Raw genomic sequence first — 21,608 nt, 5'->3', positions numbered from 1 at the left:
TCGGATCACAGTCTAAGAAAATATAGAAATCAATTTATTTTAGGAGTTTTTGTGGCTTCGCTTAAGTTCACCAAAATGGAAGGAATCGGTAACGACTACGTTTATATCGATTCTACTCGGAATGATATTCGTCTAACACCAGAACAGATTCAAAAAATATCCGATCGTAATTTCGGAATTGGAAGCGACGGAGTCATTTTTATTCGAAATTCAAAACAAGGCGATTTTATGATGGATATGTACAATTCGGATGGAAGTTCTTCCGAAATGTGCGGGAACGGAATTCGTTGTGTTGCCAAATACATATATGATCACGGTTTAACGAGTTCTAAAAATCCTAAGATCGAAACTGGCGCGGGAATTTTGGAAGTAGATTTAAAAATTGGATCCGGTAACAAGGTTGATCTTGTAAGCGTAGATATGGGAAAGCCGGTTCTAGTTCCATCTCAAATTCCGGTCGTTTGGAAAAATGAAGAAACAATCATTGATCAACCACTTGAGATCGGAGATAAAAATTTAAAATTTACTGCGGTTAGTATGGGAAATCCACACTGTGTAATCTTTGTGGATGATAGCGATGAATTTCCAGTAAGAGGAATTGGACCGTTAATCGAACGTCATTCTATCTTTCCGAAAAGAGTGAATGTGGAATTTGTTACTATTCGTGGAAAAGACCATCTTTATCAAAGAACTTGGGAAAGAGGGGCGGGAGAAACTCTCGCTTGTGGGACAGGAGCTTGTGCCGTGATGGTGGCTGGGAATTTAACGGGAAGATCTGGAAAAGACGTTCAAATCGATTTGAGAGGTGGCACTCTTAGAATTCAGTGGCAAGAATCTGGAAACATTTTAATGACTGGCCCAGCCCGTGAGATATTTTCAGGAGAAATAGAAATTTAGTATATTCTAAACTACTTCCGTCTTTTGTAAGTTTTCCATTCTCACTCGAACTTCGTTGGAAAGTTTTTTGAGATTGTTTTCTAGTTTTCCTTCTAGATAAGGTCTGTGATCAATTTTAGGTCCATAGAGAACGCGAACTTTTTTATAAATGGATCTTCGTTTGATGTCACAGACTTCTTTTGGCATTCCCATAAAAGAACGAACTAATGAAGGAATTGGAATATCGGAATAACTTTCTTCGATCGGAACAATTACAGAAGGGAGAATATCTACTTTATTTCGGATCGAAAATGCAGCAAAACCTTCGTGAAATGGTACCATAGGCGCGGAAAAATTATTTTGAACCATATAATCATGGCCTTCTGGAAAAATTCCTAAAACACCTTCTCTTTTAAAAACTTGTTGTACCATTTTGATACTTGCCATGGAAATTTTTCCGTCGATAGCCATCGGAATTCCTCCGGCTAATTTAGCTAAGTCTTTAAAAATAGGAATTCGAAAAGTATAATCGGCCGCGATCCAAGATATATAACGTGGAAAAGTGTAGGAAATAATGAAAGGATCCATATCAGATCTATGGTTGCTGACTAGAATTAATTTTCCTTCATGGGCAATATGTTCCGTACCATATGCATTTATGTTAACGGCAAAACCCAAAAAAGGGGCCACGAATTGTTTCAATCTGAGATAAGTTTGAACTTCCTTTTCCATGGGCATTTCCTCGAATCGTTACGATGAGGGGAGCTATTTTATTCACCCGAAAAAATAGACCACCATTTCTTTTTTTCCTCTGTAGAATTTGCGTTTCTTGGGTCGGAACTGTAGGACTTATCTCGGCCCAATTCTTGGGGTTGAGAAGGGTCTCTCCTTTTTCTGGCGTTCTGTGGATGCGGAACGGAACGTCTTAATTCTTCTAATTCTTTTTGTGCGGAAGCACTGGACTTAATATAATTTCTTATATCGGCCCATTCGGGATCTAATTCGTTCCCGTAGACAGCATAATTCATCAGATCAATCGAATCAAACTCAGGCATAGAGCTTCTTTTCCAGGTTTATTTATATAGGTGGGTAAAATTCCCACAATCTCATATAGTCTTCTTGGGGAGCGGTCTTGCAAGAGTTTTCATATCGTAAACTCTAAAAAATGCATTTGAAAACTATATAAGTTTGAGATAACAAATCTAACGATTTGTAGAAGATGTTGGTTAATGAGGTTTGTTGGTCCTTTAATAGATTAATAAAATTTATCCAAATTCTTATCTCCAATAAGTATTTGGAATATGAAAACTTTGTGAAGAGCTATTCAATAGGATTTTTGAGTTGAGAAGTTATTGTAAAGATTGATTTTCTTAAAGCATAAGAAGCATCTTCTAGTTTTTTAATAGATTAACGTGACTTGACATAATCATAACCAGCCCCACAAGTATTTGATCTCAATATAAATCTGTCGGAGTTACGACAAATCCTCTGTAAAACTTAGTTCCCACCCCACAACGCGATTCATAGAGGGCGTTGTGTTGAGTTTTCCCTATTTTTGGGTGGGGGTGGAGGCGGTAAGGTTCGGAAAATTTTTCTCTATCAGAAAAACATACTTTTTGCAAGTAAAAAGACTCATTCTTGTCGGAACACTTGAAAAATGTGCCTTTTTGAGCCCAGAACGGCGATCCATAGAAAGCCCGTTCTGTTGAGTTCATTCTGGTTCTAAAATCCTATTCAGCTTGTGGGGTTGGTTATGGACATAATAGAGGAGCTGGGAAAATTTTTCTAAAAGTAAGAGTTTCTACATTTATGGAAATGATTGATCCTGGTTTTTTAGTTTCTAAAGACTAAAAATGATGAAATTCTCACATTTCAAAGTTTTACCGTAAAATATAGATTTGTGAAGAGTTCCTATAGATTTTGTCGTTTTACGAGTTTTTAAATGCCTATTTTTTCATGATTTAATTCGTATAAAATCCTACGTTTTCAGAATTTCATTATAAAACCCAGACCTGTGGTAGTTCCCACATTTTATTTTTTACAAAAAAATTAGATTTCATAAAGCAAAATCTCTTACACCAAACTTATTAGCTAGAAGACCTAAAATAATTTTAGTGTAGGATTCTTTTTTGAAGGCTATCCCTGAAGATTAGCTATCTCAAATCCGAAAGTAGTATTTATGGAGAAGATAGAAGGCGAGTTCGTAAAACGACATAATTTAAAAATTGAGGAAGTCAGACAAATTGAAATTATAAAACAGAAAGAAGGAAGTAAAATTTTAGAATTTCCTAAAAGAAGTATCTGGAACACAGAAAAAATACGGAAACTTTGTGAGAAATTATTTTTTCAGTGAAATTTTAAATTTGGAAACATTATGAAAAAGATTGATCTTTTTTTAAAAAAATACAAGAAATGCCTTCTTATTTTTTAATAGTTAGATATGATCTTTAACAGAGATTAAACTTTGGCTTTAGTGCAAAATGGAAATTTCAAAAGAAGATTATTCTGTGGAAACGGAAAAAAATCGCGGAAGAATTAAAATCTCCGGAACCCTTCGTCTATTGAATGTGGATGAATATGATCCGATCATCTCAGCTATTGAAACTGTTCTGGATAATTCTGGGCGTGGAAAAGCTGTCATTGATATTAAAAATTTGGATTTTTTAAATAGCGCAGGAATCGCCAGTCTCTCTAGATTTGTAGCGGTTTATGATAAGAAAAACTTTCGTAACGTAGAAATCAAAGGTAATAAAAATAGATATTGGCAAATCGCGTTTTTGGAGAATGTTAAAAAACTCAGATCAGAAATTCAAACAAGTCTTGAGTGAAAGTTAAAAATTCAAAGTTTTAAATTTTGTTTTAATAACTTCGTTTAAATCTAAGTAAGCCCTTACAATTACTTCGTAAGTAGCTGAAGAAACTTCGTTGATTAAAAATCCTAATCGAACAGGGAAGTCTTTTGAAAGTAGTAAAAGGCCGATTCCCGAATCGTTTTTTTCTCCTTTTTTAAGCTTGTTGATATAGATCTCGTCTGAGTTTCGATCTACCAGAGCCGAGATAGATTTTTCTAGTTTATTCTTTGAAATTTCGTCGGTTAAGTTTTTAATTTCTATCTTTAGTATTTCGGAATAATATTTTAAATCTAAAAAGATTTCTCCTTTTCTATCTTTGGAAAATTTTGCGGCATTTTCTATCAGTTCATTGATTATAATCGAAATTGTATTAGAAGCATCGGAATCCAGTTTTTCTTGATAAGAGCAATAATTTGAGATGTAATCTGCGGTGAGAGAACAACGTCTCCATTGAACCCTAAGATCCATAGGTCTTAGCTTTAATGTAAATTCGCTTTCACAAGGAAGAGAATCCGGTATAAGATTATAATGGCCGTATTTGACGGGGTAGTTCATAATATTTTTCGAATTCTTTATGATCGATGATTTACAGAATGCTCTAAAAACTAATTCAACTTTATCAGAAAGATCAAGTTGATAATTTGGAGTTACACTTTCGTTACAAGGTTTTGTTTTATAACCTTATATTTTAAAAATAGGAACTTGAATTTAGAATAAGAAAAGTAAAAAACAAATTTGAATTCAAATTAAAAAAGTTTTCTTAACTTATCCAAATATTCGTTCCGATTTGGGTCGGTCTCAGCCGGAGCCCAGGAAGCAAAATCTTTATCCGTTGTGGGCTCATAGGGCCCTGACTTTCCTTCAAAACAAATCGCGTTTTCAGAAAGACAAACGAGAGTATGAAATACTCCAGGGACAATATCGATTCCATATACTGGACCTTGGGAACTTAGGTAATGAGTTTCTTGGATTGAGCCATCATCATTAAAAAGGATAAATCCTAGATCTCCTTTTAACGCCAAAAAGGTTTCCGGTTTTGGTGGGAATTTATGTCTGTGCGCTTGTACGTAAGTATCACGTGTGAGCACGTTTAAAAATCTTTGATATACTTCGGAAAGTTCGTGAAAGTTGTGGTTTGCTCTTTTACGAGGGGAGGCATTCGCTTTTTGCAATACTTCCAAAAAAAGAGAATCCGTAAGTAGTTGTCTGTGGGGTTTGGAGTCTAGATTCACAGTAGTCAATAAGATATGATTTGCAGGCTGTGCAAGTATTTCCCGCATTTACCCTTTCTATAATTTCTTGATATTCTACACCTTCGTATCTCGCGGTTTCAACTATAGTTTCGAAAGCGACTTGTGCACAGTGACATTTATCCATTTTTGATCTAACTACTTTTGGGACGGTTTCCTTAACAATGTAAATGAGACTCAGTCTTAGTGTCAAATCGTACATTGATTTTTTAAGAATTTTTTAAAAATCTAAAAATTTATAAATTTTAAAAGAGACATAATTTTGAAAAAGATTTCAAGGAAGATTTCTGATTTTAGAGGTTTTGGAATATAAGGTATTCTATAATTTAAATCGATCCCAAACTATCAAAGATTGTATTAGATTTCAAAATGTAGGAACTACTTCGTTTCAAATTAAAAATTAGCATTCTGTCAATCGAGTGCGATATACCCAAGTTCCATTTTTTAATTTTCCGATTTTTTGCCGAAACGACTTATTTTTTTCGATCCATTCTTGTGTTTCTTCGCTAATCTGAATTAACTTTCCGTTTTTAGCGATTTTATAGGTTTGATTTATATATTCACAAGCAGAGATGTGATAATGAGTCTGAATCGTTTTTGTTTTTAAATCGAATACAGGACGTACTAATTCATTTAATTCCTTATTCTCAATAAAAAAATTTTTAGAAGGATCAAATAACCAAAAGATATAACCTTTGTTTCCAGTTTCCCCTTGATAGAGTATCAATCTAATATCTTTATACCCATCGAAATTCATATCTTCTGCTACAAAAAATTCTTCATCTTCTTGTGGAGAATCAATTCTTTCAATCTTCAGTGTCTGGACGAAAACGTTTTCACTTCCTTTTGAAATCTCAATACGATCAAATACGTTATATGTATTGATTCCACCTACAAGATGAAATTTATAAATAGGTAAATTCCTATGAATTGTAAAATTACATATTGCTCCGCCACGTAGATGTTCTGATGTAGAATTTTTAAATTTTTCATTGAGAGGAAGAATTTTACAACCTTCTATGATTTTTTCAGAGTTTTGATTTTGACTGGTTTGAACGATTGATTTTTGAGTTTCATTTGAAATATTAGAAAAAACTGTTATTTGATAATTTGTAAAATTTTGAATTATAATCCAAATACTTATTCCAATTCCCAATGCAAAAATGAAAAAGATAAAAATTTTCTTTTTTAATATATTAGAATTTACAAATATTTTTTTCATTGGATTTGCCTTAAAACCTTAGGATGAATCATTAGAGTTGTTGAAAAATTAATTTTCTTCCGTTTTTTTATAAGCCTGAATGGGTAAAAATCGTTTGTTGATATGGATTTTTTCGACAACTCTATTTTTAAATCTTCAATAAAAGGTATTTTGATTCCTATAAAGTTGAGTATCGTAAATTTTTATTACAAGAGACTATTTCCAAAATACTGAGTACTTTTTTGTTCACGTGAATTCGATATATAATGAATTCATTTTTCTGAAAAAAGTTTGGATTTGAACTTTACAAATCGATTTTTAAAGTGTGGAAACTATTAGTATGAAAAATCTGTTTTAAACTTCAATACGACGTAATTTGTAGGAACTACTGCAAACTTAAATTTTGTAGTAAATTTTCAAAATGTAGGAACTCATACTTTTAGAAAATCTTTTCTCGTTTTCTTATGTAGAATTCACGTTAACTAATCTTTTGAACTTAATCCCATACTCATTTTATTTTTTTACTGTAAAACAAACCTTTAAAAACGAATTCTTTATACACCGAATAATGTGAGTTCGATGATGATCGTAAAACTGTCATTTCATGCAGATATTTGATTTTAAAAATGAAATTGTTTAGAGTCTTGAAAAAATTGGCGCGCCCAGAAGGAGTCGAACCTCCGACCTTCTGATCCGTAGTCAGACGCTCTATCCAGCTGAGCTATGGGCGCGTGGGTCAATGGATGTAAGATTCCAAATGAGAAAGGTGTCTTTCAGGAATCGTAAGTCCAATTTTTTTTGCACTTGTGTAATTGTATAGCAGTAATCCGGAAATCCCTAGATAAATCAAAATACCCATAAGATGGATTATATTTCCTAGCCAAGGGCCTGCTATTGGGATCCAAGAAACTAAAACACTCACTAAAAGAAATCCTAGAAAATAAAGAAAATTTAGGAAAGAAATTCCGGAATACTTTCGAACCGTTTGGTTCTCCCAATAAAAAGTGAATCCAATTAACCAAGTTCCAAAGAAGGGCAACGAAACTAAGTAGACCAAAAATCTTTCCGATCTGAGAAATCGGTTTGCGATTTCGGGAAAATTACGGAGAACCGGTTCGTATTTTTTTAAATATTTTTTGAAGTTCATTTTCCATCTCCGGAAAAAAAGGTAGAGTAGATTCTTTTTCTTGATACGCGTTCCATGCCCCTAGTAGGCTATAACTTAAAAATGCGATCCAAGAAACGTAACTGATAAAATCTGTAACGATCGGATTCATTCTAATTAAAGATAAAATCCAACTAATCACTGGAAATTCTCTGAGAAACCAGACTATAGAATAAATAACAATAAAGGCACAGTTAAGTTTTAACGACTGCAGAATATGAAAATACGCGAATTTTTGGGTTTTGCGGAAAATCCAAATAAGCAACCAACCGAAAAAAGGAATGTAGGATAGGGCTGCGATCAAACCTGGAAGTTCTTCACTTTTGAGAATTCTCAAGGTTTCTTGAATCAATTCCTGGGTTTTGAATCGTTCTGAGGACATAAGTGAGAATTCAAGTGATTCAGTTAAAATGAAAGCAAAATCCGGAGACGCAGGGATTCGAACCCTGGGTACAGTTACCCGTACGACAGTTTAGCAAACTGCTCCTTTCGGCCACTCAGGCACGTCTCCAAAGGTTTGCAGTCGGAGAAGGTAGGATTCGAACCCACGGTGGGATTACCACGACGGTTTTCAAGACCGCTGCTTTAGACCACTCAGCCACTTCTCCTGACGACGGAATTACTTTACCGTGAGAAAACCCCTCTGTGTCAAGGGAATTGTTCTTTGCGTTCTTGGATCTTTGTATTTCCTGGAATCACTATAGATAGAAATGAAAAGTGATTCTGAGGGACATAAAAGTAGTTCTAAAATACAAATTCATAAAGGTAAAATTTTACTTAAACCTCGTTCTTGGGTGAATTTAGGTTATTCGATCGCAAATTCAGAAAAAGAAACTTTCTTCTTAAAAAATGCGATTCCGGGTGAAACGGTTGATACGGTTCTTCTTAAAAGATCTGGTTCTTTATTTTGGGGAGTTGCTTCCGAAATTCAAGAGGTTTCATCGGAGAGAATTTCTTCCGATTGTAGCATATTTCCTCGTTGTGGTGGTTGTTCTTATCGTCACGTTTCTTATCAAAAAGAATTAGAGATCAAGAAGTTTCTGCTTCAAGAAACGTTGGAACATTTTTTATCCAAAAAACATATTCAAATTCCTGAAATTGAAATTCTCAGCGGTGATCCGAACGGTTATAGAAACACGGCTCAGATCCAATTAGGATTTGCTGGGAATCAAAGACTCGCAGGTTTTTACGAGGAATTTTCTCATTCTATTGTAAATCTTCCCGAAGAAGGGTGTAAAAATTTACCTCAAGAAATGAATTTTGCTTTTGCTGAGTTTTTAAAACAGGAAGTTAAGGGGTCAAAACAGATTTTAAAGTCAAAAACACTTTCCTTTCGATTAGAAGGGACAAAAGTTATTTCCTACAAAAAAAAATCGGTAAGTTTTAGTGAAAATATTAGAATTCCAGAATTAAAGAAGATCGTTTGGGAAATTCCGGCAGGAGGATTCTCCCAAGTAAATCGTTATCTCATTGCTCCTTGGTTGGAAAAAATTTTTGAATTAGTTCCAAATAATCAAAATAGAATATTAGAATTATATTGTGGATCAGGTTTGATCGCAATTGCTCTTAAGTCTAAGACTACAAGTTGGTTGGGTTATGAGATTTCTTCGGATTGTGTTCAACAAGCAAAGAGAAATGTTTTACTAAATGGTATTTCATCTTGTGATTTTAAAACGTTGAATCTGGAAACAGATTGGATTGATTCCGAAGAAGTTTTGAATTCTTCTTTTTGGATTATGAATCCTCCTAGAGCGGGACTCTCTAAAAAAGTTTTACAAACTCTAATAAAAACAAGTCCAAATGGTTTCTTATATTCTAGTTGCAATCATTCTACCCTTGTAAGAGATCTTTCTCTGTTTTTAAATAAAGATTATAAACTTTCTAATGTAACGTTAGTCGACTTTTTTCCAAGAACGAAACACTTTGAAGTTATCGTAAAAGTCGAAAAGAAAGATTAAAATTTTATTATTACTCAGAGTTTCTATATTTAGAGTTTTTGAAAAATTAATTCTCCATTTGTTTTATGGAAACGGTTTATTGAAGCAGTTTTGTTAATCGCTACTATGGAATTTTTCAACAACTCTATTATTTTTAACTCAAATATGGCTTTGTGATAAAATTTGTTTTGCTGATAAACGTAAATTCTGTGTAAAAAGATTGGAAATAATTTTTTAAGTATATAAAATTCTATTTTTACTAAAACGAAACATTGTACTAAATATTCTAATTTCTAAAAATGTTTAAATCTTATCAATTTAAATTGACTATGTACAATTTCATAAAAAATAACGTTATGTATCGATATTTGTATTTCGTTTTAAAAATATTCATTTTAATTTTTTTGTTACTACAATGTAAACAAGACCAAGAAGATTCAAAAGATCCATTTAAAGATTTATCTGATGAAGAAATCATGAGTCTTGTTCAGTTTTATAATATTGTTACTCCAAGATGTGGTGCAGACGTAGCGATCGCAAGAAAAATTGCATCCTTTTCTTTCGATGATATTGAGGTTGTTTATTCATATTCAGAAGATAAGCCGATTACGATTTGTGGTATGGACAAAGGATTTGCAGAAATTACGATTCAGAAGAGTGGCAGATACAAAGTAGGTTCTATGAAAAGTGGTTATTATAAAATTAAATGTGGAACTTCAACTCTTTCTAATGAAAAGCATCTTGCAGTTTATTTAAATAATTCTAATTCTAATTTAAATCCGGTAAATGGAAGTGATGAGACGGGGTCTTTTATTATTTTCAATGCAAGTGCAGGAGATAAATTTAAAATTAATCTTATTGCTAGTTCCAGTGGAGTTTATTGTGGAAATTCATATGGTGGAGTTGCGGGGACACAGATTGAAGATTCGGCAGCGACTGGAATTTTACAAAAACTTTAATTTCAATTTATATAGAAATAAACTCGTGGTATGGAAATAAGAAAAGTATAGGTTAAAATAAAAATTTTTCGATTTATCTCATTACAAAACCGGAGATTTCTTCCGGTTTTTTTATTCCTTTTTGAAACACGTCGCGTTTCAAATTTTACTGATAATCATATTATTGTGTTCCAATATTTTATACTTACTACTCGGACACGTGAAAATGTTCATCAAAAATTAACAGGTAATTTTTTTAAAGATATAGAAGTCCTTACAAAATTGCGCCAAACCTAGAATTGTTCGCTTTTTTGAAAGAATCTAATATTCTAAGTTTTGAAACAGGTACAACATAATATTCTTTTTATGCATCCGAGTAGTAATTGTACTTTTGTGATAAAAATTTGTTTTATGCTATTTTATATAATTCTAAGTGAATTCGTACGTAAATTTTATTCAAGATTTTCTCGAAATTTTTTATTGTTTAGCAAGATTCTATAAAACGATTTTTAATTTTTGCATAGTAGCTCAAGCGGCTAATTTTATACGGAATACAATCTAAAAATCTATAATCTTTTCAAAGAAAACGATCAATTTTTTTATATAAGTTTAATTTATGCAAGTTTCTTAAATTAACAAAAATGTTACGTATTCTTAAGTAATGTGTTTCTTTAGTATAATTTTTATTTATTAATTTAATATTATATTCTTAATTACTTATTACTCAATGGATTTTTATTTGTTACTTTTGTAGCAAATATGAAAAAAATTATTTTTTTCATAACATGTTTTATAAATCCTATTGACGAATCTTTTTTATTATTAGTGTTATTATAAAAAAACAAGGGTTATGGATGATCAAAGAATAAGTTTTTTATAGTAACAAACAGGTTGTCCGAACTCTAATAAGGAGAAATGCAAATGTTTAGAAAGATAAAATGGTTTATGATTTTTCTGTTGTCGTTTGTTTTTGAAGTCGCAAATTTAGCGGCTCAATCACAAGCCGAACTTTTTGCAAAGCCTGGAGTTATCGGCGATTCTTTGAGCCAAGGTTTTTTTGGTGCTACCGTGGAAAAAAAAACTCAACGCTGGGCTTATCCTGTATTAGTCAGTGAGCAGGCAGGCTCTTCTGTTTCGTATAACGTTCTTAAAGGACCTTGGATAGATTTTGAGAGTTTTCTGCAAGGAAATTGTGGGCTCTTTTGTATTGTAAGTTCTTTGATAGGAGGAAACGTTTCTACCGTAGATCTTCCTACAAATGCCGGAATTACAGGGGCCGAATATAGTTCCGTTTTGAGAACTTCGGGAAAGTGTAAAGATGTTACCGCGATGAAATGGAAGAAAGAATGGAGTTGGTGGAATTGGTTTTGGCCTACTTATCGTTGGGTAAAAGTCCAAGATTGTCAAACTCCTGATAAATTTCATCGATTTGGTCTTCGCGATTCTGGTACTCAAATAGAAATTATGGAGAAGGTAAAACCCACCTTTATTTTTGGAACCGCAGCAGGCAATCACGTGCTTTGTACTGTACTTACAACTTCTACCTCTTGTTTGGATGAAGCGCGATATAAAAAAGATATTCGTGAAGTAATGAAACGTTTGGCAGCTATTGGGAGTATCAAAGGTGGAGTGTTATTTACGATTCCGAATGTAACTACACTTTTCTTTTTGGATCGATATAGGGATCCAAGAGGGAGAGGAAATTTAACAGGATTAAAAGCGTTTTACCGTAGTTTCGTAACTCATGAAGGTCAAGTTTTAGATTCGAGAGAAGTTAATCAGATTACAAATTATTTAAGTATGTTGAACGATGAAATCAAAGCTCAAGGTGCAGCGATGGGATTTGCGGTTGCGGATCTAAAAGTAGTCTTTGACGATTTGAAAGAAAATGGACGTCGTATTGAAAGCCCTAGTGGTTGGAGTCCGGGTAATGCTCGTGCAAGCTGGCCTTTACCAGGACAACCTGGGGTTTTTAGCTTGGACGGTGTACATCCTAACATGTATGGACATGCCGTTTTTGCAAATGAGCTAATTAAAGCCATAAATTCTCATTACGGTTTTAGTATTCCTCAAGTTAGCGAATATGCAGCTTGGTATTACGATAGTTTAAATAGAGATCCAATCGATCTAAAAAAATATCTAAAGGAATATACTTTTGGAATATTTATTTCTTGGATTCTTCGGACTTTTACTTAAGCGAATTTCTATGAAATCTAAAAATATATAGGTTTTACTCAGAACTATATAACAGAGCTCTAATATTTTGTAATAAAAATTTATGGCGCTTCGTTTTATATAGCTTAGTAAAATCAGGTTTTTTCATTAAATTGATATTATGCGAATATTATCAAAAATGAAAAATTCATTTATGCAGATTACCTAAAATAACAGGAGAGTGTAATTGAATGTCGCCTAATGGTAGGCGATGTTCAATTATTTAGGGAGTTATTTATGAAATTCAAAAAAGAATATATTTTTATAATTTTTATACTTGCAGTATTTTTAATATTGTTCCTTGTCTTTTGGCCTGAAAATTCAAAAAAACGAGTCGTTTCAATTGCAGAAGAAAACAAAGTTGTCTTAAAAACAAAATATTATTCTGAAATGGATCCTTACTATCCGGATGCTCCTCATCCTTTTAATGAAGATCCAGATCTGGAAGTTCAGGCGAAAAAACTTTGGCCGGAAGCATTCCGTCCTAAAAAAACTCCCGAAGAAAAAGAACAGATTCGCAAAGAATGGGCGGACTTTATAGCAAGGTATCCCAAAAATTTATACATTCCTTCGGAGTTCCGACCTCCTTTGACGGAAACAGAAGAAAAAAAAGCGAGAGAAAGATTAGATACTTTTACGGATATAGAAACCAAAAACGCGATTATATATTCTTTAGCGAAATATGCAGAACCAGGAAAAGCGCCTGAAGAACCTTCTTCTCAACCAAATGTAGATCCAAAGGAACAACGTACTTATTTCCAATATCGGATCGAAGAATTAGAATCAAGAATTCAATTAATTGAATATACGATTCAAGAAGGAAGGTTAGATCCAGACCAAGCTGAAACGGCATATCAGGATTTAGGAGATTGGAAAAAAGAACTTTCGGAATTAAAACAGGTTCAAAACCAAATTCCAGATTTGTAATTTTTTCTATTCACTAAAATATTTAAGAGAGAGTTCTATGCGATTATTTTCAATTTGTATATTCATTCTATGGAGTTGTGAGGGACCGCCGAGACCTGAAATGTTACCGGTTCCAGAAGAAAAAAAAGAAATTCCGTTAGAACAAGTCCAAGAGGAATTAAATTCCGAAAATCCACAGGTTAGAGCGCAAGCTATTTTAGAGATTTCTAATAGAATGTATAAACCTTCTTTGGGTAAAATTCGAAATTTACTCAAAAACGATGTCAATCCTGCGGTTAAAGGAACGGCTGCCATTGCGCTCGGGACCTGGAAAGATAAGACTTCTATTCCGGAAATCATAAAATTATTTTCTAAAGATTCTGGAGTGACTCCGGAAATTTTACTGGAAGCTCTTGCAAGAATGGGGGATCCTTCTTGTGCTAATACTATCCTTCCTTTTTTACAATCTCAGGATCACACTTTGAGATTGATTGCCGTTGATACCCTGGTTCGTATAGGGGCCGATTCTGCCGGAAAAGCGATTCTTAATTTAGCTCGCAAAAATCAAGATCCTAAAATTGCAAAAACGTATGCAATGGCTTTAGGAAAACTTAAGGTTCGTTCTGCGGAATCTTATCTGATGGAACTTGCAAAAATGGCGGAACCATCTCCTACGTTAGCCGCTACTTATCTTGCTCTGGGAAGGATTTCCAGTAAAAAATCGATTCCTATTTTAATTCGAGGACTAGCAGGAGATTTTGATAAAGGAAGTGAAAATTCTATGATCGCATTGATTGAGATTAAGAGTCCGGCTGCGATTACGCCTACAATTCCAATTTTAAAACATAAAAATCGAGATGTTCGTTATCGTGCGGTAAATGTTCTTTCAGAAATTCCTTCCTCTCAAACTGGGCCTAAGGTTTTAAAAATTCTTGAGGAGAATGAGCCGAACTCGGTTGGGCCGGCAGCTTTGGTTTTAGGTAGAATTGGTTTTAAACCGGCGCGTCCAACAATTGAAAAAAGTTTTATAAATTCTCAGTTACCCGATCGCGAAATGATCGGAAGATCCTTAGGTTATTTAGGAGATAAAAAAAGTATTCCAGTTTTATTGAATGTTCTTAAAGAATCGGAAGGAGAGGGCAGATACGGAGCGGTTTGGTCTTTGGGAGTTTTACAGGCAACAGAAGTTTTAGACGATTTAATTGCAGCATCAAAATCTAAGGATTCAAAGCTTTCTTTGTTGGCTATCGAAGCACTTGGGTTTTTAGGATCTCCAAAAGCGCTTTCAACTTTGACAGCGCTCGCGGAAAAAAATCCAGATTCGTCCTCCATTATAGTTTCCGCAATTGCTTCGATTCCAGGAGAAGAATCACGCAAAGTTTTAGAAGATTTTGCACAAAAGAAAAACGTTTCTTTACAACAGGTTGCGATTTCCGAACTCGGAGAAAGAAAGGAACGTGCTAGTATTCCCGTTTTGATGAAAATTTTGCATGAAAACGAAGAAGTAAGTTTTAAACTTTTAATGCTTTCTCTCTCATCGATTACAGGAAAGAACTTCCATTCTCGGAACGAATGGCTGAATTGGTATAAACTCAACTTTAAGTAATCAGGTTTATGTTTCATTTTAAAACGATCCTGTTTGTTTTAACTGGATTTATTTTTTTCGTTTCGGCTTGTAAAACGCCTCCTCCTAAAGATCCGTGGATCGTTCCTTCTCTTAAAGAGAATGAAAAACTATTTTTAGCTCCTTTGAAAGTTGATGAGTTTGTTTCTAAAGATTTAGGAGGAAGGCATTATCCTGCATCGAGCGAACTCAGAATCGATCTTTTCAAACCGTATATTGAAAATTTAGAAGGTGGTTATTTAGGTGCTGGAACGGATCAGAACTTTACATTTATCGTTTGGGCAAAGAGTAAATATGTATGGTTAATGGATTTTGATTATACGATTTGTCTAATTAATCGAATTCATCTTTTGTTTTTTAGAATTGCCGTAGATCCTGAATCGTATCGGGAGCTTTGGGCTCGAAAAAATAAACATACTTCTTTTGAAATCATAAAGAAAGAATGGGAGAAAGATCCAGAATGGCCACTCATTCGAGAAGCTTGGGAAGTGGCTCATAGAGGCAAATCAGACGTTCCACAAAGATGGAATGAGCTTGATCGAACGTCGCAAAGATTTGGCCTTAAGACGTTTATTCATTCTAAAGAAGAATACAATTACATTCGAAACATGGTTCTTCAAGGAAGAATACAAATATTAAAAGGGGACATTAATGCTGAAAAAAGTATGAGATCTGTGGCGGAGAGAGCCGCAAGATTGAACGTTCCAATTCGAGTTGTTTATCTTTCTAATATAGAAGACTATTTTTCTTACAGTGATAGTTTTCGAGACAACCTACTGAGTTTACCCACGGATGAAAAGGGAGTTGTTTTGAGAACAATGCAAAATGGAACCAAGGAAGAATATGGATCACCTGACGGAGAAAAAATTCCGGTGGATTATCCTTTACATTATAATGTTCAACCTCTGGAAAATTTGCAGGATTGGATGTTATTATCTGGTCATCTTCATAAGGGAATCCTAATGCAATTCAGAACTCCTATTCAAAAAGGTTTTTCTATAATCAAAAGTGGGCCCGTAGAAGTTTTGAAATGAGATATTTTATTTTCGGATTTTTAGTTTTTATTTTTTTGATCTTAAATTGTATTTCAAAAAATCATAATACAACTAATTTGAAAATTACGGAACGTGGAAATTGTAAATCTGGTTTTGGTCTTTATGTGTTTACTTATGGAAGAAGTTTATATCCCGACCGTTTCTTAAATGTAGAAGAAGATAAAGAAAGTCGTGAAATTGTTTATCTATTTTATCTAATTCGAATTCCTGGAAAAAATATTTTAATTGATTCAGGCTTTTTAAACGAATCTTACAAAAAAAAATTTGGTTTTTTAAGTTTTGAAAATCCAGATCGCCTAATAAAAAAATGTGGAATTGATCCAAAAGAAATTACAGATATAGTACTTACACATTTTCATTTCGATCATGCAGGAGGAATTTTTCTTTTTCCTTCAGCAATTTTACACATACAAAATCACGATTTGGATCTTCTTAAAAAACAATCTTACTTTCCAAATCAATCTATGTATTTAAATTCTTTAATAAAAACAAATCAAATCCATTCGTTTGATGGAACTTATTCACTTCTACCGGGATTACAAATTTTATTTACGGGTGGGCATACTCCTGGATCTCAAGCTTTGGAATGGATTTCGCCTTCTGGAATACAAATTTTATTTACTGGCGATGAATGTTATTTTATTGAAGAATGTAAAAATGGAATTGGTCTTCCTAAAGAAGCCGCTTTTTCTTTAAAACGAAATCGTGATTTTATAGAATATATCCGGATCTTAAACGGTAAAGGAACAAAGATACTTACGTTACATGATCCTTCCATTTTGCAGGAAGGAGAAGAAATTACCCCCGGAGTTCGTGTTCTTGATTTTTTTTAAAAATGGGTGTTGTTCTATATTTATTTCCGACTTGTGTTCAACTCAATTTTCGCTGTAAAAAGAATCCAAGTAATTTGCTATATCTGTTAGATTTATTTCATTTCGATCTTAATCCGTTTAATAGTCGTTTTAGAAGTTTATATCAATTATAAAATTTACATAAAAAAATTTGAAATATTACTTTTATCTAACTTGGTTTTACTACTAGAACACATAAAAACAATATTATGATGAGTTTTTTCAAAAATTAGAATAGTAAATCCTTTTCAGTAACTAACGTAAGTTTGGTGTAATAATGTGAAGGCGATTATTATATTACGATTCATAAAAACAACATTGAGTTTTTTTACTCACCAAATTCGTATTAACTAAAGCTCACTTCTGTCTTATTATATTCAAACTTACTTTTCTAGAACATTGCTGAATTCGTTCAAATTTGATTGTATCGAATTCACTTTACTAAGGTTTTATTAAATCCAGACTGTAATTGCTAAGATTATAGTTGATAACATGATCCAAAATAAGAATAAACCGTAACACGTTTGTAAAGATCTATTCGGATTAAAAAACTCTTTTATCATAATACCTAATAGACTGAAAGAGAAAATTCCATATCCTATCGGAATACCCAAACGAAGATCATGAAAAAAGGCCGGTATTATAACACCTATGAACAAAAGAACTGTAAATATAGAATTGAGTTTAACGGTTAAACTTTTATAATATAAGGAAACTTCCTTCTCTTTTTCGATTGGCAAGCTTCTATTTTTTCGTAAAAGATTTTCCCAGATGATGGACAAAGTTCCTCGAACGTTCTTTTCGGGATAGGCATACTCTTTAGCTCGAGTCGCTTTTATATCTCTTATGATATCTGTGATGATTTCCATACTAAGAAATTGTCCGATAATCAATAAGAAGGTTGAGCTTACCATTAAGACGAGAACTTGGATTTTTAGAATTGAAACGTTGTAAGTCCAAATAACTTTGTCAGTGGTAATATCGTATAAGACTGCGACTTGATAGCCGATTTTATATTCTTCGTAATCTCTAGGACCACCATGAAAAACAATAGTCTTATTTTTATTAGTAACAAACTGTATTACTGGTTCAGACGATAATTCTGAAAACGTGCTCGATATTTTTCCATTGTATTTAATGTCGACCACTTTGCCTGGATATAAATCGGAACCTGGTGTGATAAGATTTTTGTATTCTTGAAAAAGTTGGATCGTAAAAAAAAATCCGATTAGAGCTGGGATGAACGTTCCGATAACGAACCCTGTTTCGAATCGGGTTAAAATTCCTATCAAGATTCCCAAAGCTGGGCCACTTAATAAAATGAAAGCCCAAAATATTAAAAACGGAGTTTCTGCTTCACCAGGAAAGATTATATTCATCGTATTTTAAAGTTTAGTTAAGTTGTAACAAGTCAATTCTTTGCTAAGACAAAGAAATAAAAAAGCTCGAAGTAAAAACTCCGAGCTTTTATTTTTAATACGAAAATAGATTTTACATTTAATCTTTTTCGTAGATTTTTTTAATTTCTTTACTGTATTTTTCAGTGATCACATGACGTTTCATTTTAAGAAGATTGGTCAACTCGTCTCCAACTTCAAAAGGTTTTTTAGCTAGAATTACGTGTTGAACTTGTTCAAAAGACTTAAACCCAGTTTTAGTACTATTGTAGCTACGAACTTCCTTCTTATAAAAGTCGATCACTTTAGGATTTTTGATTATTTCATCAATTTTAGAAGAATCGATTCCATTTTCTTTACACCAAACGCCTAAATGTTCCATATCAGGAACAATGATCGCACCTAAAACTTTTTGATCCTGACCGATTACCATGGATTGTTTGATAAATGGAGATTCATCCATTTTATTTTCAATTGGAACCGGTTCTACGTTTTCTCCACCTAACAATACTACGGTGTCTTTGGCTCTACCGGTCAGTGTAAGAGTTTTTTTGAAATTAATAAACCCTATATCTCCAGTATTCATCCAACCGTCTACGATGGTTTTTTTAGTAACTTCTGGATTTTTATAATAACCCTTCATTACTTGTGGGCCTTTTACAAAAACGATTCCTTTTTGTCCTAATTTGCCAGCCAAAACTTCATATTGATCGTTGATGTGAGTTAGCACATTACCGTTTTCGTCTTTGATAATCAGTTCAGATTTAGGAACCAAAAAACCTACGGAACCAATGATTGGTTTTACAAAAGGTCTTACTGAAATTACGGGACTTGTTTCGGTCATGCCGTACCCTTCTAAAACGAGCATACCTATATCGTTAAAGAAGTTATCTACGTGTGATTGTAGTGCTCCACCACCCGATAAAGATGCCTTTAATCTTCCTCCAGTAGCGGCGCGGATTTTAGAAAGAACGATCGTATCTAAAGTTTTTGCGTTGAAAACAAGCCCTAAACCCACTGAAGAGAAGAAAAGCCAATTTGGAAGATGGATCCCATAGACCGGAAGAGTCAGGTAAGCCAGAATCGAAATTGCGCTTAACGTAAAAGGCCCCGTTAGTAAAAGGACAATCAGGGATCTGATTCCGATTACAAGAGATTTCATTATATTTCTGTTTTCGTAATCAACTTCTAGTCCATTTAAAAATCTTCTAGAAGCATTATAGTGTTTCGAAAAGAAATACGCGAGTTTGAACAAAACCCTACGAATTGGAGGGGTTTGTTTTGGGTCGTTTACTTTATTGTAAATATTTGCATAAACATTTTCCCAAACGCGAGGGGCAAAAGCCATAAAGGAAGGTTTTGCTTTCGCGAGGTCGTTTCTGAGATCGGCTACTTTTGTATAGTACGTTTGGATACCGCTCGAAATAGCTCCGTATTCGTTTATTCTTTCAAATATATGCCAAATTGGTAATATAGAAAGCATACTATCCGTAGGCTTGATTTCGGTCAAAAGCATAGGAACTACGTAGACCATTTGATGAATCATGTTAGAATGCATCAGCATTACACCCTTAGGCATTCCAGTGGTTCCAGAAGTATAAATGAGAGTAAAAAGATCTTCTGGTTTAATTTCTTCGATCCTTTTTTCTGCTTTTTTACTACCTTTGGCTCTAAGGGATCTTCCTTCTTCAACCAAATCATAAATTTTATGAATGTTTTTTCCTTTTGCAGAGGAAGACTTATCCATAATGATGATTGTTTCTACTTTAGGAACTTTTGATTTAACCTTATTGTATTTTTCCAGCATCTTATCATTTTCGATAAAAACGATTTTTGCTTCCGAGTGATTGAGAATATATTCCAATTCAGACTCGGTGACGTCCGTTCCTCTTGGCACATTGGCCGCTCCAGAAAATTGAACCGCGTAATCGGTTAATATCCATTCTAGTCTGTTGTCTGCCAAAACTCCGACGTGTTCTCTCGCTTTTAATCCTAACTGAATGAGCGCTTCGGCAAGCGCTATACCCATGTCATAAAGTTGGTTATAAGAAGTTGGATGGAATTCTTTATCTTCTCCTTTACTCCAAAATACAGGTCGATCTCCATATTTCTCGGTGGATTGTATCAACATATCCGCGAGGTTTTTATACATTTTCAATTCCTCTTAAGTGAGTTTTACCGAACTGATTTCGGTAGGTTAAAGGCTGATTAAACTAAAAGAAAAATTAAAAGAGTCAATCAAATTTTAGAAAGAGAATTTGGAAGGTGCGCTGCAAAAAGATAAAAGGAAAGTCCGTCTATCTTTTGAAAGATAGACGGAGAAGAAGATATTATTGTTCTTCACCTGCAGGAGTAGAAGATTCCGAAGCGGGAGCGGCTTCTTCTTTTTTACTTTCTGCTTTTTCTTTTTTGGATTTTTTTGATTTCTTAGATTTCTTTCCTTTTTTCTCGGACTTAGTTTCTTTTGGGCTTTCCGTTTGCTCACTTGGGGTCTCTGAAGTTTCTTCTGCGACGAGTGCTGAGAATCCGGTTAAGGCCATAGCGGCGATCAAAAGTTGGATAAGAATTTTCTTAAAAAGGGTCATTTGTAAATTTCCTATTGAATAGAATGATTGATTGGAGAAGTCCAACATCCTCAGGAAAAATGTAAATACGTTTTTTAAAGAACGAAATGGGAAGGATTCCATTTTTTCCCGGAAGCTACGGCAGATTCTAATCGTTTGAGATATTCTTTTTTTGGAATCTGATAAGCTCCAAGACTTAGAGTAACTAGATTTAATTGTTGAGTATCGAACAGAGTAAAATGATCTTTTTTTAAAGTTTCAAATAAATGAAAGAGTCCTATTTTTCCAAAGTCTGGAATGAAAGAAAACATAGATTCACCGGCAAAAAAATTTCCGATTGCAATTCCGTAAACTCCTCCACCTAACTTTCCGTTTTCGTCCCAAACTTCTAAAGAATGAGCATAACCAAGTTTATGAAATTCAGTGTAACTTTTGATAAAAAGATCTGTGATCCAAGTATCTTCACCTGGACGATAAGCACAACATCGCATCACTTGTTCAAATGCACGGTTGAATGTAATCGTATAACGTTTTTGATTGATTTTTCTTTTTAATCGTTTAGAAATATGTAGTTTGTTAAGATCAAAAATACTTCTCGGGTCTAAACAATACCAAAGGATCGGTTGATCCGACCAGGGAAAAATACCGTTTTTATACGCATATAAAAGTCGCTCGGGAGAAAGATCACCTCCGACCGCTACAATTTCTCGATCCCAAATGTGAGGGTTTCGAAAAAAATCGGAGAAGTCTTTCAAGGTTTGTTTCCTATTTTAGAATT

At 33.7% G+C, this 21,608-nt stretch carries 21 protein-coding genes and 3 tRNA genes; 10 read left to right on the top strand and 14 right to left on the bottom strand.

Annotation, left to right across the window (positions count from 1 at the left end):
• Nucleotides 1-51 precede the first annotated feature (51 nt).
• Nucleotides 52-897, top strand: coding sequence for a diaminopimelate epimerase (gene dapF, locus BW942_RS10050; RefSeq protein ID WP_000157608.1), 846 nt, complete (start codon nt 52-54; stop codon nt 895-897).
• 6 nt (nt 898-903) lie between these two features.
• Here dapF and BW942_RS10045 read toward each other — a convergent pair whose 3' ends face one another.
• Together BW942_RS10045 and BW942_RS10040 are read right to left on the bottom strand one after the other, a co-directional pair.
• A complete protein-coding gene (locus BW942_RS10045) occupies nt 904-1,608 on the bottom strand; it encodes a lysophospholipid acyltransferase family protein (RefSeq protein WP_000410308.1) in 705 nt (234 codons plus the stop codon).
• A gap of 38 nt (nt 1,609-1,646) precedes the next feature.
• Complete coding sequence (locus BW942_RS10040; protein WP_001113793.1) at nt 1,647-1,931, bottom strand: hypothetical protein; 285 nt, start codon at nt 1,929-1,931, stop codon at nt 1,647-1,649.
• Between the two features lie 1,124 nt (nt 1,932-3,055).
• On the opposite strand from BW942_RS10040, the gene BW942_RS10035 reads away from it, so the two are divergent.
• Nucleotides 3,056-3,229, top strand: coding sequence for a hypothetical protein (locus BW942_RS10035; protein ID WP_000411020.1), 174 nt, complete (start codon nt 3,056-3,058; stop codon nt 3,227-3,229).
• 127 nt (nt 3,230-3,356) lie between these two features.
• Nucleotides 3,357-3,704: a slr1659 superfamily regulator gene (locus tag BW942_RS10030; RefSeq protein ID WP_000406163.1), complete on the top strand. Its 348-nt coding sequence runs from the start codon at nt 3,357-3,359 to the stop codon at nt 3,702-3,704.
• Between the two features lie 3 nt (nt 3,705-3,707).
• Here the strand turns inward: BW942_RS10030 and BW942_RS10025 are convergent, their stop codons facing one another.
• The 8 genes from BW942_RS10025 to BW942_RS09990 form a co-directional block, all read right to left on the bottom strand.
• Nucleotides 3,708-4,283: a slr1658 superfamily regulator gene (locus BW942_RS10025; protein WP_001109024.1), complete on the bottom strand. Its 576-nt coding sequence runs from the start codon at nt 4,281-4,283 to the stop codon at nt 3,708-3,710.
• Nucleotides 4,284-4,474: 191 nt separating this feature from the next.
• Nucleotides 4,475-5,008: a WbuC family cupin fold metalloprotein gene (locus tag BW942_RS10020; RefSeq protein ID WP_001206947.1), complete on the bottom strand. Its 534-nt coding sequence runs from the start codon at nt 5,006-5,008 to the stop codon at nt 4,475-4,477.
• Nucleotides 5,009-5,378: 370 nt separating this feature from the next.
• Nucleotides 5,379-6,200, bottom strand: coding sequence for an XAC2610-related protein (locus BW942_RS10015; RefSeq protein ID WP_000719355.1), 822 nt, complete (start codon nt 6,198-6,200; stop codon nt 5,379-5,381).
• Nucleotides 6,201-6,833: 633 nt separating this feature from the next.
• A tRNA-Arg gene (locus BW942_RS10010) sits at nt 6,834-6,910 on the bottom strand.
• A gap of 5 nt (nt 6,911-6,915) precedes the next feature.
• Complete coding sequence (locus BW942_RS10005; RefSeq protein WP_001009658.1) at nt 6,916-7,326, bottom strand: hypothetical protein; 411 nt, start codon at nt 7,324-7,326, stop codon at nt 6,916-6,918.
• Nucleotides 7,280-7,726 carry a hypothetical protein gene (locus BW942_RS10000; protein WP_000093706.1) on the bottom strand — a complete coding sequence of 149 codons (447 nt, stop codon included), beginning with the start codon at nt 7,724-7,726 and terminating at the stop codon, nt 7,280-7,282. The genes BW942_RS10005 and BW942_RS10000 overlap by 47 nt, the downstream gene beginning before the upstream one ends.
• 42 nt (nt 7,727-7,768) lie before the next feature.
• Nucleotides 7,769-7,855: transfer RNA gene (locus BW942_RS09995), tRNA-Ser, on the bottom strand.
• A gap of 13 nt (nt 7,856-7,868) precedes the next feature.
• A tRNA-Ser gene (locus tag BW942_RS09990) sits at nt 7,869-7,952 on the bottom strand.
• Between the two features lie 102 nt (nt 7,953-8,054).
• On the opposite strand from BW942_RS09990, the gene BW942_RS09985 reads away from it, so the two are divergent.
• From BW942_RS09985 to BW942_RS09955, 7 genes are all read left to right on the top strand, one after another.
• Nucleotides 8,055-9,302 carry a class I SAM-dependent RNA methyltransferase gene (locus BW942_RS09985; protein WP_000834071.1) on the top strand — a complete coding sequence of 416 codons (1,248 nt, stop codon included), beginning with the start codon at nt 8,055-8,057 and terminating at the stop codon, nt 9,300-9,302.
• A gap of 335 nt (nt 9,303-9,637) precedes the next feature.
• The gene (locus BW942_RS09980; RefSeq protein ID WP_000286526.1) at nt 9,638-10,240 is read left to right on the top strand and encodes a hypothetical protein; all 603 of its coding nucleotides are present in this window, start codon (nt 9,638-9,640) and stop codon (nt 10,238-10,240) included.
• A 900-nt stretch (nt 10,241-11,140) separates the two neighbouring features.
• Nucleotides 11,141-12,415, top strand: coding sequence for an SGNH/GDSL hydrolase family protein (locus tag BW942_RS09975; protein WP_000488656.1), 1,275 nt, complete (start codon nt 11,141-11,143; stop codon nt 12,413-12,415).
• Nucleotides 12,416-12,670: 255 nt separating this feature from the next.
• Nucleotides 12,671-13,360, top strand: coding sequence for a hypothetical protein (locus BW942_RS09970; protein ID WP_000669416.1), 690 nt, complete (start codon nt 12,671-12,673; stop codon nt 13,358-13,360).
• A 100-nt stretch (nt 13,361-13,460) separates the two neighbouring features.
• Nucleotides 13,461-14,945 carry a HEAT repeat domain-containing protein gene (locus BW942_RS09965; RefSeq protein ID WP_001984000.1) on the top strand — a complete coding sequence of 495 codons (1,485 nt, stop codon included), beginning with the start codon at nt 13,461-13,463 and terminating at the stop codon, nt 14,943-14,945.
• An 8-nt stretch (nt 14,946-14,953) separates the two neighbouring features.
• On the top strand, nt 14,954-15,997 hold the full coding sequence (locus BW942_RS09960; RefSeq protein ID WP_017861863.1) for an LIC_10091 family lipoprotein: 1,044 nt from the start codon (nt 14,954-14,956) through the stop codon (nt 15,995-15,997).
• Nucleotides 15,994-16,851 carry an N-acyl homoserine lactonase family protein gene (locus tag BW942_RS09955; RefSeq protein ID WP_001268419.1) on the top strand — a complete coding sequence of 286 codons (858 nt, stop codon included), beginning with the start codon at nt 15,994-15,996 and terminating at the stop codon, nt 16,849-16,851. The genes BW942_RS09960 and BW942_RS09955 overlap by 4 nt, the downstream gene beginning before the upstream one ends.
• Nucleotides 16,852-17,321: 470 nt before the next feature.
• Here BW942_RS09955 and BW942_RS09950 read toward each other — a convergent pair whose 3' ends face one another.
• From BW942_RS09950 to aat, 4 genes are all read right to left on the bottom strand, one after another.
• Nucleotides 17,322-18,248 (bottom strand): hypothetical protein, encoded by a 927-nt coding sequence (locus tag BW942_RS09950; RefSeq protein ID WP_001021257.1) that lies wholly within the window; start codon nt 18,246-18,248, stop codon nt 17,322-17,324.
• A gap of 118 nt (nt 18,249-18,366) precedes the next feature.
• Nucleotides 18,367-20,418 carry an AMP-dependent synthetase/ligase gene (locus tag BW942_RS09945; RefSeq protein WP_002971210.1) on the bottom strand — a complete coding sequence of 684 codons (2,052 nt, stop codon included), beginning with the start codon at nt 20,416-20,418 and terminating at the stop codon, nt 18,367-18,369.
• A 178-nt stretch (nt 20,419-20,596) separates the two neighbouring features.
• Nucleotides 20,597-20,851 (bottom strand): hypothetical protein, encoded by a 255-nt coding sequence (locus tag BW942_RS09940; protein ID WP_001984564.1) that lies wholly within the window; start codon nt 20,849-20,851, stop codon nt 20,597-20,599.
• A gap of 74 nt (nt 20,852-20,925) precedes the next feature.
• Nucleotides 20,926-21,585: a leucyl/phenylalanyl-tRNA--protein transferase gene (aat, locus tag BW942_RS09935; protein WP_000651373.1), complete on the bottom strand. Its 660-nt coding sequence runs from the start codon at nt 21,583-21,585 to the stop codon at nt 20,926-20,928.
• Nucleotides 21,586-21,608 lie beyond the last annotated feature (23 nt).

It is taken from the genome of Leptospira interrogans (assembly GCF_900156205.1).
GTDB lineage: Bacteria > Spirochaetota > Leptospiria > Leptospirales > Leptospiraceae > Leptospira > Leptospira interrogans.
This window is presented reverse-complemented; position numbering and strand designations above follow the sequence as displayed.